The organism is Lacticaseibacillus hulanensis (assembly GCF_004010095.1).
GTDB classification, from domain to species: domain Bacteria; phylum Bacillota; class Bacilli; order Lactobacillales; family Lactobacillaceae; genus Lacticaseibacillus; species Lacticaseibacillus hulanensis.
The window spans coordinates 25347-43517 of record NZ_RRYD01000026.1; the positions used below are offsets into that span (position 1 = coordinate 25347).

Below are 18171 nucleotides of genomic sequence, written 5' to 3' on the forward strand. Positions count from 1 at the left end.
TTTTTATCTCCTCCTTTGCGTGCTGCCAGGGCGGCTCTGCAACGCAAGCACGCACCCATAGCTTATCTGGTTTTAGGCGTTTAAACCCATCATGTCAATCTTGCCAAAATAGTGCCGCAGAAGCAGCAAGAGCCCGGCAAGCACCAGGACAATCCCGGCCAGAAGCCAGCTGGAATTCAGCGGCACCGCAATTTGCCGCTTAAATGTTGCGAGCAATGTAATACCCATTCCGCTGAACATCAGCAAGAACATGAATACCATGAACATTCCCTTAAAGGCGATATGCCTCACCGCGGCAACCACCACAATGACCTGTCCCAGTATTCCGATGATGACAAGTAACCCAAATTGAATTCCGGCAAACAGGGCAAATTGCCCCAACGTTGCCGTTTTGATGGCAAAAATTGCGGGAATATTATCCGTAAAGAACAGGCTGGATGACCTCTGGACAATCTGAATCACCCCACACAGCAGCTGGGTCAACACGGCGCTCACGAAAATATTCGTTAAACTTGCCTCAAATATCTGTTTGCGAACCAAGCTATTTTGGGCCGCCAATCCGAGGCAATAGGTGAACGGCAACACACCAATCGAAAACATCGAAATGATCATGACACTAGTCAAATCAAACAAGGTTCCCTCACCAATCACAGAACGAAAAATTAGGCTAAACAACGCCGAAAACGCGGTTATTTCAATCTTGAATTTACAATTGAAGTGGAACATTAGAAAAGAAAACTGACTCACTAGGAGAACAGCGTAGAATGTTGTTTGTCGAGAACAAACATTTACGGAGGAATCCTAATGAGTCATTATCATCAGCTTACAGCTATTGAGCGCGGGCGTATAGAGTCTTTTATTCAAATTGGTATGTCTATGCGACAGATTGCCTTACACCTTAAACGCAGTGTTAGCACGATTTCAAGAGAAATCAGACGCTGTTCTAAAGACTATCAAGCAGAAAAAGCGCAAAAAGATTATGCCAAGAAGCGACGTGCCTGCCGGCGCAGAAGAATTTTTGAAGATAATTTAGTACGCATGACAGTCATTCGAGATATAGAAGAACGACATTGGTCTCCTGAACAGATTGTTGGAAATTTCAAAAACACCCTCGGTTCGAGCCCGTTTAGCTTTGTCACCATCTATCGCGAGATAAAGCGTAATAACTTACAAATGCCTAAGAGCCATGGTGCTAGAGGGATTGCTCGGAAACTGAGACATCGTGGTAAAACTCGTCACAAGAAAGGCTATGTTGAAAAAAGAGGTAAAATACCAATCTCACACCATTTATCCGAACGACCGCAGGCTGCGAATGATAGAGATCGTTTAGGTGATTGGGAAATAGACACGGTTGTGGGCAAAGATGGTGGAGAAGTTCTGGTTACGATGGTTGACCGGCGGAGTCGACTATTACTGGCGAAAAGAGCTGGTGGTCGGAAATCATTTGCCGTCCTTAGAACCCTTGAAGAAATGTTTGCGCAGATACCACACAAGCTTTTGAAAACAATCACTCCCGATCGAGGTAAGGAGTTTGGACAGCACGCTGTATTAACAAATGAGTACCAGGTTGAATTCTATTTTCCAAATCCCCATTCACCATGGGCTCGGGGAAGTAACGAGAACACAAATGGACTGATTAGAGAATATATACCCAAAGGTACGGACATCGCAACTATTACGGACAAGGAAATCAATCGAATGATTTGGCAAATTAACACTAGACCACGGAAGCTTTTTGGCTGGAGGTCAGCGCTAGATGTTTTCTGCTCGGAAGTGTTGCACTTAGATTGACAATTCAAGATCAAAAAAATCAGTGAAATCCGAATCTGCGTAGAAGCGAGCACCCACATGCGCCTATTCATGCTGATCACCCTCGCGCCCCGTAAGCGCAATGAACAGCGTCTGCAAATCCACGCCGCTCACCTCAACATCACTCGGAGCAGCAAAATCTGCGGGCACGTTTGCGGCGATGACCGTGCGCATGTTGCCCATGTCCTTGTGCTTGAGGACGGTTAGCCGCTGCGTTGCCGCGTCAACCGCCTGAATGCTCCCGGTCAGAATTCGCGCCGTGTTCAGCAGTGGCTCAGTATCCGCATCCACCTGCACAACCCCGTGGCCAATCACAAAGACGTGATCCACCATCTGGGCGATTTCCTCGATCAGGTGGGTGGCAATCACAAATGTCCGTGGCCGGTTGCCGTACTCTTGCAGAATTTCGTCGTAGAACATTTCCCGGTTAGCCGCATCAAGGCCCAGGACGGGTTCATCCAGAAGAACGTAATCCGCCGGTACCGCGAGCGCGCAGATTAACTTCATGATGGTTTTCTGCCCCGTCGACAAGCTGCGGACCTTGGCCCGCGTGTCCACGCCAAAGTGCTGCACCATGCGCGCCGCCGTGTGCTTATCAAAACCGCCGAACAGTTCCCCGGTAATCTTGAACACCCATTCAACCCGCCGATCACCCGGGAAATAATTGGCATCACTCATGAGGTAGATGCGGTTTTGGACCTGTTCGTTATCGAAGGCATTCTCACCGTCCAGGGAAATTACACCCGAGTTGGGAATTAGCCGGTTATTGATGAGCGCCAGCAGTGTGCTCTTCCCCACCCCGTTGCGTCCTAGCAGTGCGTAGATTCGCTCCGGTTCAATCTCGAGCGAGACGTCCCGCAACACTTGTTTTTTGCCGAAATGCTTGCTGACATGCTCCACTTTAATTCCTGACATAGCGTAATCCTCCTGGCAGTAACCCAATTTTTACTCCAACCGTAATAATTCGAAACGCAAATAGATGTGCCTGATAAAAGCTGTGACTACCACCAGCCCAATTGCGGTGATGGCCATCAGGGCTAGCATGCGATTCAGCTCCGTCATCATGCCGAACAGCCAAAAGGTGATGATTAATAGTGCAAGGCTGATAAAGGTGCCAAGCGAGATAATAATCGCGGATTTTGTTTTGGCCGGCTCGTCCTGCTTCAGAAAGCCAATGTTGAGTCCCCATGCAAGCAAGCGAACAAAGACGATGGCCATGGCCGTGAGCACAAAACCTAAAATGTTGAGCAGCAGGCCGCTTGGCGCCACGTTGAACATTGTTGTCAAAATTCCGCGGGGCTGCCGACCCAAGGCTTCTAAAGCGACAAACAATCCGTAGTAGAGGCAGGCATCAACTAACCCAAACCCAACTTGCATTTTCATTAACACCTGCAGTTGCCTGCGCCGCGAAACACCGGACGTAAAGCCCAGGTCCAGCCCGAACGACGAGATGATGTGCCCCAGCGAAAGCGCAAAGACCAAGCCAATCAGACTGAGATTGATGTGGCTCAGCCCGGAAACAACAACCGGAAGCACGATGCCAAAGACCAAGACAAACATACCCATCATTACCGCACCATATTCAATTTCGGTTCGCAGCAAAATTTTTTCGTACCCTTGCTTCATGATTCATCCCGCCTCCCGCACTATGCTATGACTGCTCTTGATTCATCAATGCATCGATCAATTCCTGACGACTAATCCCTAATTCCTGTGCTGCCCGGACAAGTTCTGGCAGCTGCTTGGCAAAAAATTCCTGTTTCAATTCTCGGTGCAGCTGCGCCGGCGCACCGGTAGTAACAAACATGCCGAGCCCCCGCCGCTTTTCGAGCAACCCGTTGCCCACCAGGATGTTCATTCCCTTCAGAACGGTGGCCGGATTCAACTGGTACTCGCGGGAAATCTCGGTGGTCGATGGTACCTGATCACCAGCACGATAGACGCCGGCACTAATCGCACGCGTCAATTCATCTGCCACCTGTTGATACAGCGGAACAATACTGTCCGCATCAAACTTCACCATCGCCACCACCTTTCAACTTGGTTACCTGGTTAGTTACATGACTAACTAACCTTCGATATAAAAATAACGCGGTTTGGTCACCGCGTCAACTAAAATATGCAAATTTGCACAACAAATTTAACCGTTTCCATTTCGTGCCAATTGCGGGCCGTACCAGGTCACGGTCGGCGGAATAATCACCGTCATCACCATTACCTCCGTTCACCCGAATGTTTCCCGGGTAATACCTAGTCGTTAGCCGCAAACCCCGGTGCCAGCGTAGCGATGGTCACCAGCGTCTCCGCCAGTGTCGCCATTGCCTCACTGGTCACGTACTCATATGGACCGTGGAAATTGCCGCCGCCGTTGAACAGGTTCGGCGTGGGCAGACCCAGCGCCGTGATTTTCGAGCCATCAGTACCGCCGCGAAAGGGCACCACGCGCAGCTGCAACCCAAGTTTGGCGTAGGCCGCCTTGGCTACGTCCACGGGCAACGGGAACTTGGCTAGGGCCGGACCCATGTTGTAATACTGGTCGTGCCACTGCGTCGTGATGGCCACCGCCGCGTGGGCCGCGTTGAGCCGGTCGACAATCCCCTGCAATTGCGCGCACCGCTTCCGGAAGTGGTCCATGTCGAAGTCCCGCACGATGTAGGTCATGTCGGCGGCCCCAACGTCGCCCTGCAGGCTGTCCAGCAGGAAAAAGCCCTCATAGTTCGCCGTCCGCTCAGGCACCTCCGTTTCCGGTAGCGCCTGGTCAATCATCTGCGCCACCTTGAGTGCGTTAATCAGTTGTCCCCTCGCCGCGCCGGGGTGCACCGACTTGCCCACGATGTGAATTTGGCACTCCGCGGCGTTGAAGGTCTCGTACTCCAGGTCACCAACCCGCCCGTTATCGAGTGTGTAGGCAAAGTCGGCGGCAAATTGCGCCACGTCGAAGCGGTCGGCGCCGGTGCCAATCTCCTCGTCGGGGCCAAACGCCAAGCGGACCTTGCCGTGGGGCAGCTCGGGGTGTCTCACCAGGTAGGCGGCCGCCTGCACCGCCGCGGTGATCCCGGCCTTATCGTCCGCGCCGAGCAGCGTAGTGCCGTCAGTAGTAATCAGTGTCTGGCCCCGCAGTTGCCGCAGTTCGGGGAACACATCCGGGTCGAGCACGAGGCCGCTGGTGCCCAGTTTAACGGTTGTCCCCGCGTACTGCGGGAGCACCTGGGGCCGAACGCAGTCACTATTGAAATCCGCGGTGTCGAGGTGGGCCACCCAACCAATCGTCGGCCCGGCCGTGGTCGCCGGCACCGTCGCGGTCACGAACCCGTTATCCAGCAGTGTCACGTCCGTCAGCCCCGCCGCGCGCAAATCGGCCTGGAGCACACGCGCCAGCATTGTTTGCCCCGGCGTTGACGGCACCGTGGTGCTGCTTGCATCCGACCGTGTATTGATTGCTGCATAGCGCACAAATTGTCTGGTAATTGCATCCAAATCAAAGTTCATGTTGCCACCACCCCTTCTCAACGCGCATTTTACCACGCGGTAACCTCCAGCTGGGGATTTTTTCGCGCCAGACACAAAAACAGCACCCGTCGCCGGGTGCTGCCGCAAAATACAAATTAACTTACTTAAATTCTTCCGCCCAACTAAAACCGTCACGTTCGAGCAGTGCATCCGCTTCTTCTGGACCGTGCGTCCCCGCGGTGTACATCGGCAGTTCATCGCTCTTATCCCAGACGGACCGGATCACATCGACATAGTTCCAGGTGTGTTCCTGCTCCGCCCAGCGCGTGAAGTTCGTCTGGTCACCGGCGAGCGCATCACCAATGAGGCGCTCGTAAGCTTCCGGCGCCCCATCGATTTCGGCCTGGTTGTGGCGGAAACCAAGGGCGTTTTGCTCCAGCTCGTAGCTTGCCCCAAGTGTCTTGCCGTTTAAGGTCAACGTGTAGCCTTGCTCGGGTTCCACGAATACCGTCAGGCGGTTAACCCGCGCGTTGTCGCAACCGACCGTATCAAAAATGTTGTGTTCAAGCGGCCGGAAGTTAATCGTGATTTGGGTACTCTTGGCTGGCAGGCGCTTACCCGTGCGGACGAAGAACGGCACACCGACCCAGCGCGGGTCATCCAGTTCAATCCGCCCCGCCACGTAAGTTTCGGTCATTGAATCCGGATCGACGTTATCCTCGTTCCGGTAGCCTAGCTGGTCCTTTGAGCCCGTGTACTGACCGCGAACCCAGTCCTTAGCCGCCTGCTCTGGGGTCAAAACGGGCAGGTGGGCAAATAGCTTGTTTTTGGCCGCGTGCACCGCCGCTGGAGTGAAGGTTTCCGGCTGCTCCATGGCCACGTACGCAATCAGCTGCATGATGTGGTTTTGGACCATGTCGCGCAGTGCCCCCGCAGTTTCGTAGTAGCCGGCGCGCTCCTCAACCCCAACCTTTTCGGCCAACGTGATTTGGACGTCACTAATGTAGTCCTTGTTCCAAATCGGCGTCAGCAATGGGTTCGTGAACCGCAATGCCAGCAGTCCCTGCACCATTTCCTTACCCAGGTAGTGGTCAATCCGGTAGATTTGGTCCTCGGTGAATGCCGCACTAATCGAATCGTTCAGTTCCTTCGCGCTGGCGAAATCACGACCGAATGGCTTTTCGATAATTAGGCGGTTGTAACCCTTGTCCGACAGCAATTGTTCACTGCGAATGTGGCTGGCAATTGTCCCGAAGAATCTTGGCGCCATCGCCATGTAGAACAGCCGGTTACCACCTGCTTCGTACTCTTCATCGAGCCTTGCCGCGAGCTGCTTGAGCGTGACGTAGTGGTCTGCATCCGTAACGTCGTGGCTCTGGTAGTAGAAGTGGTTGGCAAAATGCTTGATGGACCGGTCGTCGGTGTTCGGTTCACCCTGCAGACTTGTCCGCACGATGTCGCGGTAAAAATCATCGCTCCACGGACGCCGTGCCGTCCCGATAACGGCAAAGTGTTCACCAAGAAAACCGCGGTGGTACAGCTGGTACAAAGCTGGGTACAGTTTCCGCCGTGCCAAGTCCCCGGAACCACCGAAAATTGTAATAATGCTTGCTTGTTCTTTAGCCATCCCTGACACCTTTCTGAATCGCCCAGACAGTTCATCTGGACACATAAATTCACCGTAGCCACTCAATTGGCCATCAATTACAACTATATTGTACCAACATGTTTGATGCCACTCACAAACACATTCGCGGCATTGTCCGTTTGCATGGTAATTACCTGCTTCGTGCGCGAGTTCCGGAGCGTCAACTGCTTGGGCGTGCTTGCGATCACAAACAGCGAATCCCCGATTTTGACGTCGAGCATGTTCAGGTAATCGAGCAGTGATGTTTCATCAATAACCCGCTCCACCGTTGCCTTGTCACCAATGCCAAGTGATGCCAGCGTGATGCGGCTTTGCTGGACGTAATGGCCCTTCGCGTCCGGAATCACCCCACCGTGCGGGCAAAACTTCGGCTGCTTCAGTAAGTACTCGAGCCGGTTAGCCATGTCATCCGTGGTCGCGTGTTCCAGTGCCTCGGCTTCCTTGTGCAACGCATCGTATGGGTAAAGCAGCTGCTTCATGAGGAAGACTTCCCACAGGCGGTGGTTGCGCACGAGTTTGGCGGCACTGGTGATGCCCTTCTTCGTGAGCTGAATTCCCTGGTACGGGGTGTGTGTGACAAAGTTCTGTTTGACCAGTTTCGTAATCATCTCGCTGACCGACGCCGCGGACACATTTAGGCTCGCCACAATTTGCTTGTTGCTGACCTTCTGGGTGTCGCCGCCAAGTTCCAAGATGATTTTTAGGTAGTCCTCTTTATTAGGAGTCATATATCTCCTCCGCTTTCGATTTACACCTTTCTATTATGCACGAAAACTAGCCAAATATCACCAACAAGTAGTGAGTATCAGGCAAGAAAAGCGCCGCACCGGCAGCGGGCACTGTTGACCGTGTGCGAAACGGAATCAATCCCACTGCTGTTTCCCCAGATGTTAAACACGGCTCAATCCGCCATGATGAGAAAATTTTGCTTTTTTTGAAAATTCAGGTTGACAAGCATTAGAAAGCGAATGTAAACTAACCACAATCAAGTGACAAAGAAGGAATAAGTACTTCGGGTACGTGTCCAGAGAGCCGACGTTGGTGTGAGTCGGTCACTACTCCCGGGGGAAAATGGTTCTGGAGTCACAGTTGTTGCGAGCCATTGGTAAGCGACAACCGGGAGCGCCCGTTACTGCGCTAAGGTATCGCCGCGAATCGTCCGTGGCCGTACCTCACGAGTGGTCAGCAGTGATGCTAACCAGAAAACGGGTGGTAACACGACTAATCGTCCCGGCAGACATGCAATATGTCTGCCGGGATTTTTTCGTTTACCCGCTACCCTTGATGCCACCACACACATACTTCAAAGGAGTTTTACACTATGTCCAAACAAAAGCTTACTTACAAATTCGATCAGGTTGGTTCATACCTGCGTCCCGCTGAACTCAAGCAGGCCCACAAAGACTTTGCGGCCGGCAAAATCAGCGAGCAACAATTAACCGACATCAAGCACACCGCCATTGAGCGACTCGTTGTCAAAGAAGTCGCCGCTGGTCTGCACGGTATTACCGACGGCGAGTTCAACCGTTCCTGGTGGCACCTCGATTTTCTCTGGAATCTAAACGGCGCGGCCAAGTTCGACTACCACGCTTCCTACAAGTTCCACGGCAGCAAGACCCGCACGGATAACGTTGAGCTGGTGGGCAAAATTGCGGCGAACCCAAACCACCCGTTTTACGCCGACTTCGACTTCTTGAAGTCCATCCTACCTGCTGGGGTTGAACCCAAGGTCACGATTCCATCCCCAAGCATGTTCTTCCGCGACAACCGTTCCGACAACTGGCACAAGTTCTACGCAACCTGGGGCGAATTCCTCGATGACTTGGCCCAGGCCTACCACGACACCTTGCTTCAGTTCTACGCTCGCGGGGCCCGCTACATCCAGCTTGACGACACCACCTGGGCCTTCCTCATTGCCCGGTTAACCACCAACCAGGACGACCCCGCAGAATTCACCCGGTACGCGCAGATTGCTGAAGACATCGTGTACGTTGTCAACAAGGTACTCGACGATTTGCCATCTGATTTGAAGGTCTCCACCCACATCTGCCGTGGTAACTTCAAGTCCACGTACCTGTTTGAAGGTTCCTACGCACCAGTTGCTGACTACCTGGGTCAGCTCAACTACGACGCATTCTTCCTCGAATACGACAACGAGCGCTCCGGCGACTTTGAACCCCTGACGAACATCTGGAATGGCCGCAAGAACGTCGAAATCGTGCTCGGGCTGGTCACCAGCAAGTTCCCAAAGCTTGAAGACAAGGATGCGGTGAAGGCACGGATTAACGCGGCAACCAAGTACGTTCCCCTCAGCAACCTCGCCCTCTCCACGCAGTGCGGTTTCTCATCCACGGAGGAAGGCAACGAACTGACCGAGGCCGACGAATTTGCCAAGCTCAACCTGATTCGGACAATCACCGAAGAAGTTTGGGGCTAAAAATTTTTTCATTGTTCTGCAGAGTAGCAAGGTGGCTACTCTGCCCATGGGCGCAGCTGTGTGTGGGTGCGTCCATGGGCAGGTTAGCCACGCGCCAACTTGACCTAACCCCGATCAAAGTTAGGCTTTTCTGGGCGATTGCGCATTGCCCACTTACCGTCAAACCCGGCAATTATCATTCAAACCGTGCCCGCTACTGGGCCCGTAACCAGCGCGGTTTTCAAACCACATTTTGCACCCTAGAAAGGAAAAATTATTATGACTGAAAACCACTACCGTTTTGAAACCCTGCAACTTCACGCTGGCCAGGAAGACCCTGACCCCGCCACCGGCGCCCGCGTCACGCCAATCTACCAGACCGCTGCCTTCGTGTTCAAGGACGCCAAACAGGCAGCCGACCGGTTCGCGCTGCGCGACCCCGGTAACATTTATGGTCGGCTCACTAACCCAACCAACGCCGCTTTGGAGGCGCGGATTGCCGCGCTTGAAGGTGGGACCGCGGCAATTTCACTAGCCTCTGGTGCCGCTGCCGTCACCGCTGCCCTCCTGAACGTGGCGGGCGCCGGCGACCACATCGTTAGTGCCAGCACGATTTATGGTGGGACGTACGAACTGTTCTCCGAAACCTTCAAGAAGCTCGGCATCGACGTCACCTTCGTGGATCCAGATGACCCAGCGAACTTCGAGGCCGCAATCCAGGACAACACCAAAGCAGTGTTCTTCGAATCCCTCGGTAACCCGGCCATCAACATCGTCGACTTCGAGGCGGTGGCGGCAATTGCCCACAAGCACGGCATCTTGACGATTGTCGACTCCACCTTCGCGACCCCATACCTGGTCCGCCCACTGGAACATGGCGTTGACGTCGTGGTGCACTCCGCAACCAAGTTCATCGGCGGCCACGGGGCAACCCTCGGCGGCCTCGTCATTGAAAAGGGCGATTTCGACTACGCGGCTAGTGGCCGTTACCCTGGCTTCACCACCCCCGTTCCCTCATATAATGGGATTGTCTGGCAGGACCTCGGCGCGGCAGCCTTCACCACCAAGATTCGCGCAGAACACCTCCGCGACACCGGGGCAACCCTCGCACCGCAGTCCGCTTGGTACCTAGAACAGGGACTTGAAACGCTGTCCTTGCGGGTTGAACGCCACGTGGCCAACGCACGCAAGGTGGTCGAATACCTCGAAAACAGCCCCAAGGTGGCTTGGGTATCCTACCCGGAAACGGCCGACTCCAAGTACAAGGACCTCGCCAAGAAGTACTTCCCCAAGGGGACAGGTTCCATCTTCACCTTTGGCCTGAAGTCCGGTGAGGCCGGCGCGGTCAAGTTCATCAACAACCTGAAGCTGTTCAGCCTCCTCGCTAATGTTGGTGACGCGAAGAGCCTGATTATCCACCCGAAGTCCACAACGCACGCCCAGCTATCAGATGAACAGCTGGCAACGGCCGGTATCACGCCAGATTTGATTCGGATTTCAGTCGGCATCGAAAACATCGATGACATCCTCGAAGACCTGGATCAGGCACTGGCCAAGGACTAACAGCCACTGCCTGGCTGCGATTCGCGGCTGCACGGCCCGAATCTACCCGCAGAAAGGCCGAGCGCAAAATCCTGCGTTCAGCAAAAGTACAATAAATATGGCCGATGTCAGCAGCCCTGCTGACATCGGCCATATTTTAGTATTAGCGCTAAATTGACGCGGGCGGTCGCACCGCATACATCCATTTAGATGCGCCGCACGTCAAACCGCACGCCATTCTTATACCCGTTTTCGATGATGACGGTCGCAACTAGCGCGACCACCAGCACGATTGCCGGCATGATGAAGCCGTTCGTAAAGCCACCCACAGCCACGATGAACGCGATGAGGGGCATGGACAACATTTGAATCCAGATAATTCCTGCCGTGCCGCCACGCTTGGCCGGATCAAACTCGCGGCTAAACGGCAGGTCAACGCCCGCAATCAGTCGACCAAACAACATGGTCAAGGCGTATATCAGCACCACCATCGCCGCTGAAGCAACTAGCCCCTTCATTCCCGAAAGGCCAGTGAACACGGCTGCAAGCAGTAGCGTGACTGGCAGGCACACCCGTACGAACATCGCCTTCACGATCCCCCGCAGTAACAGTCCCTGCTGGATTAATGGCACCCGCTGGAATAAGCGCATGGCCCCCGGTTGCTCCGAGAAGCCGAGACTCCAAAGGGCAATTGGCATCCCAAAGAAAACACCGAGTATCATGTACGGCAGAAAGTGGCGCATCATCGGCAGCGACTGCGCCACCGTACCGCCGATACCGACGAACGAAAACAGGAAGATGACCGGAATAATCACGCCGTAAGCCAGTTGCGGGTACACGCGCAGTTTGTACTCGCGGTCTTCCCGGATAATCGCCCAGCCAAAGCCGAAGTACGTCCGCTCTAACGGTCCCCGGCAGAAGATTTTTTGCGTGAGCCGGAAATACCAGCTCGGCTTGTGCCGCTTCCCGGTTGAATTGTTGAGTTTGGTCAGCGATTCCTCGAACTCACTGGCATGATGCGCGTACACCACCGTCAGCGTCGCCGTCACCACCACGGCCAGGACGGTCATGACGATGGATAACAGCGAAATTTCGCCCAGCAGCAACAGCGGAATTCCGGCAAACCACATCGGAATGACGAAAATAAAGTACCAAACAAAGGCCTGCACCGCACCACTTTGACCCGCCAGGTTAACGTCCAGGTGCGGCAATATTTGACTTGCCAGGTAGATACCAATCATCATCGCAATCTGGACGAGGTTCAAAATATTCTTGAGCCGTTCACCATCAAAGTAGCGCAAAACCACCAAGTAAATGAACAGGGCCAGCATGAACGAAAAGACACCCAGTAGCAGCACGGCAATAACCTGACCGATTGCCGCCAGCAGACCGAACCGCATGAACACCGGAACCACGCCGGGGCCACCAATTGCCACCACGTTGAGGATTAGGTACATGCCGACCACGGTTAACCGCGCCGCATTCAGCGTCTTGGTGCTGACGCCGCGCACGGTGTAGAGTGCGTGGTCCCGCGGATCGAGCATGAGTCCCGAATAGCTGGTCAACATGTTCAGGAAGGTCATGACGAACAGGATACCAAAGTAGGCACTAAACATGTAAAACTTGGGCATCGGCATCACCAAGTAGAGGCAAAACAGCACACCAATCACCAGATAGAGCAAAAACGATGACCGCAGCGGGTGGGCGCCCTGCTCCTTCTTGGTATTCGCATTCATGCCGACCCCAACGTGGTCCCGCACCGCCAGCTTTAACTTGGTCTGCACGATGAGCCGGTACTGGGCGTAATCAATGCCCAGCTTGCTAATGAATCCTTGGCACCGGTCAAGCAGCGCCATGAACTGGGGCAACACTGGCCCCGAGCCCTCATCTTCAGTCGGCATGGTCCGCATCGGTTTGAGTAGTTTCATTAACGCCACCTCCCATCACAATGTCGACGAACGCCTTAGCCTTCTCCCCGTGCTCCGCAAAGCCCGTCATTTCATTGAACAACTGCTGCAAGCTAGTGTCCTGGTCGGCCTGCAGTTGCTTAAACGTTCCGTCCGCCACAACCGTCCCCTCATTCAGCAGAATAATCCGGTCAGAGAGCTTCTGCACCACGTCCATGATGTGACTGGAGTAGAAAATGGTCTTACCCCGATTACGCAGTTCCTGCAAAATCTCTTCAATCACCAGCACGGCGTTGGCGTCCAGCCCGTTAAGCGGCTCATCCCAGAACAAAATGTCGGGATCGTGCAGCAGGCTGGCAATAATCAAAACCAGTTGCCGCATCCCCTTGGAATACGAGGCAATACGCCGGTCAAACGCGGGCCCCAGCCCCACAATCTCAGCGAGCTGCTCAGCCTTACTGCCGGCATCTTCCGCCGTTAAGCCGTACAGCTGCCCCACCAGCTGCAGGTATTCGCGCGCGGTTAACGCATCGAACAGGTCGGCTCCTTCTGGCACGTACCCAATGCGCCGCTTGTACTGCGGATCATCGCGGTCGACTGCCTTGCCGAACACCGTCACCACCCCGTCATCCTGGTCAATCAGACCCAGAATGATTTTGACGGTGGTACTTTTCCCCGCACCATTTTGCCCAATGTAGCCAACAATCGTTCCGGGTTTGATCTGAAAACTGACGCCTTTCAGAACGTTCTTCCCGGCAAACGACTTGTGAATGTCCTCGAGTTCAATCGCATACTCAGATTCCATAATTACGCCTCCAAATGCTAATGTGACGGTCATCACCCGTCATGGTTTAATTGAGTATGCGCTTCAATAAATCAATTGTCGAGATTATTTAGGTAAATAACACCAGTCTTTAAATAACAGAGGGCTTCTAGCCGGAACCTATAACCGGGCACAGTTAACTGATATATCTATTATGTGTCCAGCCACTCGTTTATAATTAAAAATGATGAATTCACAAGGGACACGTTCTACCAGATAAACCATTAATTTACCGGTCGCGCAGGCGGCCAAGTTCGGAGGGCACAATGACAGTTATTCTCAAATCAAAACCCGTGGTCGAATCACTCACCAAAACGCTCAAGGATAGTGCAGCGCAGGCCACCGCTGCTCTCGGCCGCAAGCCCGGCCTCACCGTAATTCTCGTTGGCGAAGATCCGGCCAGCGCAATTTACGTCCGCAACAAGCAAAAGCGCGCCGATGAGCTCGGCATTAATTCCCAAACGTTGCGCTTGCCAGATGCCGCAAGCCAGGAAGATGTTCTGCAGGCCGTCGCCAAGCTGAACGCCGACGACACCGTGGACGGTATCATCGTTCAGCTGCCGCTGCCCAAGCAGATTGACGCAGACGCCATCATCAACACAATCGCCGATGCCAAGGACGTCGATGGCTTCACCCTCCGCACCACCGGCAGGCTGTGGACGCTGCCCAAGAACAGTCCCGAACAGGTTGGCCCCTGCACGCCACTTGGCATCATGGCCCTCCTCGACTTTTACAACATCGACGTTGCCGGCAAGCACGCCGTCATCGTCGGACGCTCCAACATCGTGGGCAAACCAATGGCGGCCATGCTGCTGAATAAGGGGGCAACGGTGACAATCGCGCATTCCCAAACGGAGAACCTGCCAGCGCTGTTGCGTTCAGCCGACATCATCGTGGCCGCAACTGGGCGCCGGAACCTGATTACCAAAGACGCCGTTAAACCCGGCGCCATCGTCATCGACGTCGGCATGAACCGGTACGTGGATGATGCTGGGAAAAAGCACCTGGTTGGCGACGTCGACTACGCAAACGTTGCCCCAATTGCGGGGGCCATCACCCCGGTTCCCGGCGGCGTGGGCCCGATGACCGTGAACATGCTCATCAAGCAAACCATCAAGGCCGCACTGCGCAAGGCCAAATAATACGGGAAGAGCCCAACACCAGCTTCTGCGGTGTTAGGCTCTTCTTTCATAATTGACTAACCGGCGCCATGCGCGGCTAGATTCCCGTTTGCACTAATTCCAAGTAGCGGTTCTTCGACAGTCCCGGGTTTACGCGGACCCGGTGCAGCTGGAGCAGACCCTGCTTTGCCGTTGCTAACCCTGGCTTAGTGGTCAAGGCCATCTTGTACCCCGCCTTTTGTGCTGCAATCACAGAATCACGGTTGTAATGGCCCGCGGGGTAGGCGACCGTGTTGATATCGGTGTGCAACCACTGCTGCAGCCGGCCCCGCGAGTACGACATTTCCGTCATTTGTTTGGCCATGGGCAGCTTGTTCATATCCAGGTGCGAGACGGTGTGGCTCTCAATATTCACGGTGGTCCCCGTCGCATCGCTCAGTGCGCGCAGCTGCTGCAGGTCCACGTGATTGGGGTTGGTCAGCGAATCCGTGATTTCGTTAATCGTTACGTACGCGCCAACCTGTTTGAACATTGGTAGCCCGTGCGTGTACATCGTCTTGTACCCGTCATCAAACGTCACCCACACGACCTTTCTCTGTGGCAGCTTGTTCTGGGTCAAAGCGACGTACGCCTCATCAGGGGAGAGGAAATAATACCCGGCATCCTTCAGCCAGTGCAGCTGATTTTGCATCTGCTTGGGCGGCATCTGCAGGGAGTTCCCAACATTGATGTCGTGGTACATCAGAATTGGAATCCGCGCCGCCCCCGCGGTCTTGTGCCAGCGGCTGACCGGAATGCGCTTCTGCCCGTGGTTCACGTGCCTAACTGCTTTGCGCCGCTCAGTTCGTTTTTGCTTGGCCGTCACCCGCACCGCCGCGCTGTGTTTGCTGCTGGCTTTTGACGTGCACCCGCCCAGCACCAGCATTGCCATTAACCCAATCCCTAACGCCTTTACCCGCATAATCAAAATATACCCTCCAATTGTTAAAGCACTGCCCCAATTACATCATAGAAATACACTAGCCGCAATTTTGAATTATAAAGTTTTCGCTTAACATTTTGCACAAAATTAGCACAGAAACGCGGTAATTGAAGCGACACGCAAAGGTGCTCCGCCCAATCGGGAACTGATTCCTAATCGGCGGCACCCCACTACCGACCACTAACCGCAAAAAAACGGGCAGAAACCATTATTGGTTTCTGCCCGCACTCTTACTTAATGTTCAATGGTGCCGGTTAGTACTTGATGTCTGTAATCGGGTGCTTCTGCGTTAGTGCGTGCACCACGGCGGCGACTTTACTTAGCTCGGTCTCATCATCCCGTCCGGCAATGGCCCGAACGATTAGCTGGCCGACCGCATAACAATCGTCCTCGTCAAATCCGCGCGTCGTGATTGCCGCGGTACCCACACGAATCCCGCTGGTTTTAAATGGCCCGTTCTGCTCGCCCGGAAGCTGGTTCTTGTTCGTCGTAATCATGACGGAATCAAGCAGTTCCTGCACGTCGCGGCCGCTGACGCCATAACCGGTTACGTTCACGAGCGCCAGGTGGTTGTCCGACCCGCCCGAAACCACGCTCAGCAGTGAGTCACCCGCGGTCAGCCCAGACACCATGGCCTGCATGTTCTTAATGATTTGCTCGGCGTAAGTCTTAAACTGCGGCCGCATTGCCTCACCGAGGGCGATGGCCTTCCCCGCAATGACGTGCTCAAGCGGCCCGCCCTGAATACCGGGAAACAGCGCGGAATTGACTTTTTTAATGTATTTTGCCTTGCACAAAATCAATCCGCCCCGCGGTCCCCGCAGTGTCTTGTGCGTGGTTGTGGTCACAATATCCGCGTACGGCACGGGACTGGGATGCACGCCCGCCGCAACGAGCCCGGCAATGTGCGCCATATCCACCATGAGCAGCGCGCCCACAGAATCGGCAATGTCCCTAAATCGGGCGAAATCAATAATCCGACTGTACGCACTGGCGCCGGCCACAATCAACTTGGGCTGCACCTGGGCCGCCTGCTCCGCAATGGCATCGTAGTCCAGCAGGCCATTGTCATCCAAGCCGTAGTGGTAGAACTTGTACGTCTGGCCGGAAAAGTTCACGTCCGCGCCGTGGGTCAGGTGGCCGCCATCGGTGAGGTCCATCGCGAGCACAACGTCACCATCCTGCAGCACCGCCCGGTAGCTCGCCATGTTGGCCTGCGACCCGGAATGCGGCTGCACGTTCGCTGCCTCCGCGCCGAACAGCGCCTTCGCCCGATCGATTGCAAGCTGTTCCACCACGTCGATGTACTCATTCCCGCCGTAGTAGCGTTTGCCCGGGTAGCCCTCTGAGTACTTGTTCGTGAGCACCGAGCCCTGCGCGGCCCGCACCGCTGGGGACACAATGTTTTCAGAGGCAATCAATTCAATGTTGTCTTGCTGCCGCTGCTCTTCATAAGCAATGGCGGTCCATACTTCTGGGTCTTGGTCTTTAAAATTCGTCATATTATCCGCTCCTTGCGTCGTATCGTCTGTGTTGTTGCCACTGATGTACGGGTTGGTGTGCACCAGCGGTTTTCGATAACTGAGGTCACGGTGAATTAGGGCCATCTCTTGGGGGAATCAATCCTTTCTCCTGGTGGCGCTGCACTTATCGTAGCGCCTGCCTACTTAAATAAGTATACAGGATTGGCCATTTAAATGCAGGTTACGTACTGAACCGTTTCGAATTCCAGTAGCGTTCTGGCAGCAGCAAATTGGACGCAAAAAGGGCCGGAACACACGGTCCCGGCCCTTAATTACATTACTTGTCTTCAGACTTAGTTTCTTCAGGTTTAACGTCTTCAGCCTTGGCATCGTCAACCTTAACGTCGGCAACCGTTGTTACTTCTTTGGTGTCGTCTGTCTTAGCGTCTCCTGCTGCAGCATCTTCAGCCGTTGCGTGCTTAACTTCAATCTTAGGTTCAGCCTTGTGGGCAACCTGACCAACAGCCTGCAGCGCAAAGGTCAAGAACACACCGTTTGCATCGAGGACAACCGTCCCCTTCTTCAGGTTGACGGAATCGATAACCCCGTGCAAACCACCAACAGTGACGATTGAGTCGCCCTTCTTCAGGCCACTGTACATCTGCTGACGCTTTTCCTGCTGCTTCTTAGGCGCCCGAACGGACGTGAAATACATCATTACCACCATGATAATGATAAATACGATGACTAACATGTTGTTACCTTGCATTATATTTTGCACCCCTATGTTTTCTTTATGTCATAGAACACTGTATCAAACTTTAGCCAATAACGAAAGCGCATTTCCATTAATGTCGGCAGTTTCAGCCTAAAGGACTAGTCATTGCTGATGCTGACCGGCAGCGTGAGCGGTTTTGGAGTTGGTGGGTACTGAGTGGTCTAGGGGCCGCGACTGGGCGGGGCCGGTGCGCGTTCCGTGCGGCTGGGATTTTCCGTGCGGCCGGTTGAAG

Annotated in this window: 16 protein-coding genes and 1 other annotated feature; of the genes, 4 read left to right on the plus strand and 12 right to left on the minus strand. The window is 54.1% G+C overall.

The features are described 5' to 3' along the window. Positions 1-72 precede the first annotated feature (72 nt). The gene (locus tag EKN00_RS07575; protein ID WP_127849530.1) at positions 73-633 is read right to left on the minus strand and encodes a hypothetical protein; all 561 of its coding nucleotides are present in this window, start codon (positions 631-633) and stop codon (positions 73-75) included. Positions 634-804: 171 nt separating this feature from the next. On the opposite strand from EKN00_RS07575, the gene EKN00_RS07580 reads away from it, so the two are divergent. Then, positions 805-1791, plus strand: a complete 987-nt coding sequence (locus tag EKN00_RS07580) for an IS30 family transposase (protein ID WP_127849531.1) — start codon at positions 805-807, stop codon at positions 1789-1791. 63 nt (positions 1792-1854) lie between these two features. Here the strand turns inward: EKN00_RS07580 and EKN00_RS07585 are convergent, their stop codons facing one another. The 6 genes from EKN00_RS07585 to EKN00_RS07610 form a co-directional block, all read right to left on the minus strand. Continuing rightward, complete coding sequence (locus tag EKN00_RS07585) at positions 1855-2724, minus strand: ATP-binding cassette domain-containing protein (protein WP_127849532.1); 870 nt, start codon at positions 2722-2724, stop codon at positions 1855-1857. 30 nt (positions 2725-2754) lie between these two features. Next, positions 2755-3435 carry a hypothetical protein gene (locus EKN00_RS07590; RefSeq protein ID WP_127849533.1) on the minus strand — a complete coding sequence of 227 codons (681 nt, stop codon included), beginning with the start codon at positions 3433-3435 and terminating at the stop codon, positions 2755-2757. A 25-nt stretch (positions 3436-3460) separates the two neighbouring features. Then, a complete protein-coding gene (locus EKN00_RS07595) occupies positions 3461-3829 on the minus strand; it encodes a GntR family transcriptional regulator (protein WP_421825625.1) in 369 nt (122 codons plus the stop codon). 230 nt (positions 3830-4059) lie between these two features. Beyond that, complete coding sequence (gene pepT, locus EKN00_RS07600) at positions 4060-5298, minus strand: peptidase T (protein ID WP_127849535.1); 1239 nt, start codon at positions 5296-5298, stop codon at positions 4060-4062. Between the two features lie 121 nt (positions 5299-5419). Continuing rightward, positions 5420-6886 (minus strand): glucose-6-phosphate dehydrogenase, encoded by a 1467-nt coding sequence (gene zwf, locus EKN00_RS07605; protein ID WP_127849536.1) that lies wholly within the window; start codon positions 6884-6886, stop codon positions 5420-5422. Positions 6887-6969: 83 nt separating this feature from the next. Then, positions 6970-7635, minus strand: a complete 666-nt coding sequence (locus EKN00_RS07610) for a metal-dependent transcriptional regulator (protein ID WP_127849537.1) — start codon at positions 7633-7635, stop codon at positions 6970-6972. A gap of 258 nt (positions 7636-7893) precedes the next feature. Next, positions 7894-8143 (plus strand) — a binding site (T-box leader). Between the two features lie 85 nt (positions 8144-8228). Here EKN00_RS07610 and EKN00_RS07615 point away from each other — a divergent pair. Together EKN00_RS07615 and EKN00_RS07620 are read left to right on the plus strand one after the other, a co-directional pair. Next, positions 8229-9344 (plus strand): vitamin B12 independent methionine synthase, encoded by a 1116-nt coding sequence (locus tag EKN00_RS07615; protein WP_127849538.1) that lies wholly within the window; start codon positions 8229-8231, stop codon positions 9342-9344. A gap of 258 nt (positions 9345-9602) precedes the next feature. After that, positions 9603-10886 carry an O-acetylhomoserine aminocarboxypropyltransferase/cysteine synthase family protein gene (locus EKN00_RS07620; RefSeq protein WP_127849539.1) on the plus strand — a complete coding sequence of 428 codons (1284 nt, stop codon included), beginning with the start codon at positions 9603-9605 and terminating at the stop codon, positions 10884-10886. 185 nt (positions 10887-11071) lie between these two features. On the opposite strand, the gene EKN00_RS07625 is transcribed toward EKN00_RS07620, so the two are convergent. After that, complete coding sequence (locus EKN00_RS07625; protein WP_127849540.1) at positions 11072-12793, minus strand: hypothetical protein; 1722 nt, start codon at positions 12791-12793, stop codon at positions 11072-11074. Beyond that, positions 12756-13577, minus strand: coding sequence for an ABC transporter ATP-binding protein (locus tag EKN00_RS07630; RefSeq protein ID WP_127849541.1), 822 nt, complete (start codon positions 13575-13577; stop codon positions 12756-12758). The genes EKN00_RS07625 and EKN00_RS07630 overlap by 38 nt, the downstream gene beginning before the upstream one ends. A gap of 284 nt (positions 13578-13861) precedes the next feature. On the opposite strand from EKN00_RS07630, the gene folD reads away from it, so the two are divergent. Next, positions 13862-14737, plus strand: coding sequence for a bifunctional methylenetetrahydrofolate dehydrogenase/methenyltetrahydrofolate cyclohydrolase FolD (gene folD / locus EKN00_RS07635; RefSeq protein ID WP_127849542.1), 876 nt, complete (start codon positions 13862-13864; stop codon positions 14735-14737). Between the two features lie 76 nt (positions 14738-14813). On the opposite strand, the gene EKN00_RS07640 is transcribed toward folD, so the two are convergent. From EKN00_RS07640 to yajC, 3 genes are all read right to left on the minus strand, one after another. After that, positions 14814-15677: a polysaccharide deacetylase family protein gene (locus EKN00_RS07640; RefSeq protein WP_241559472.1), complete on the minus strand. Its 864-nt coding sequence runs from the start codon at positions 15675-15677 to the stop codon at positions 14814-14816. 275 nt (positions 15678-15952) lie between these two features. After that, the gene (gene glyA, locus EKN00_RS07645) at positions 15953-17200 is read right to left on the minus strand and encodes a serine hydroxymethyltransferase (protein ID WP_127849544.1); all 1248 of its coding nucleotides are present in this window, start codon (positions 17198-17200) and stop codon (positions 15953-15955) included. A 298-nt stretch (positions 17201-17498) separates the two neighbouring features. Then, positions 17499-17930, minus strand: coding sequence for a preprotein translocase subunit YajC (gene yajC, locus EKN00_RS07650; RefSeq protein ID WP_127849545.1), 432 nt, complete (start codon positions 17928-17930; stop codon positions 17499-17501). Positions 17931-18171 lie beyond the last annotated feature (241 nt).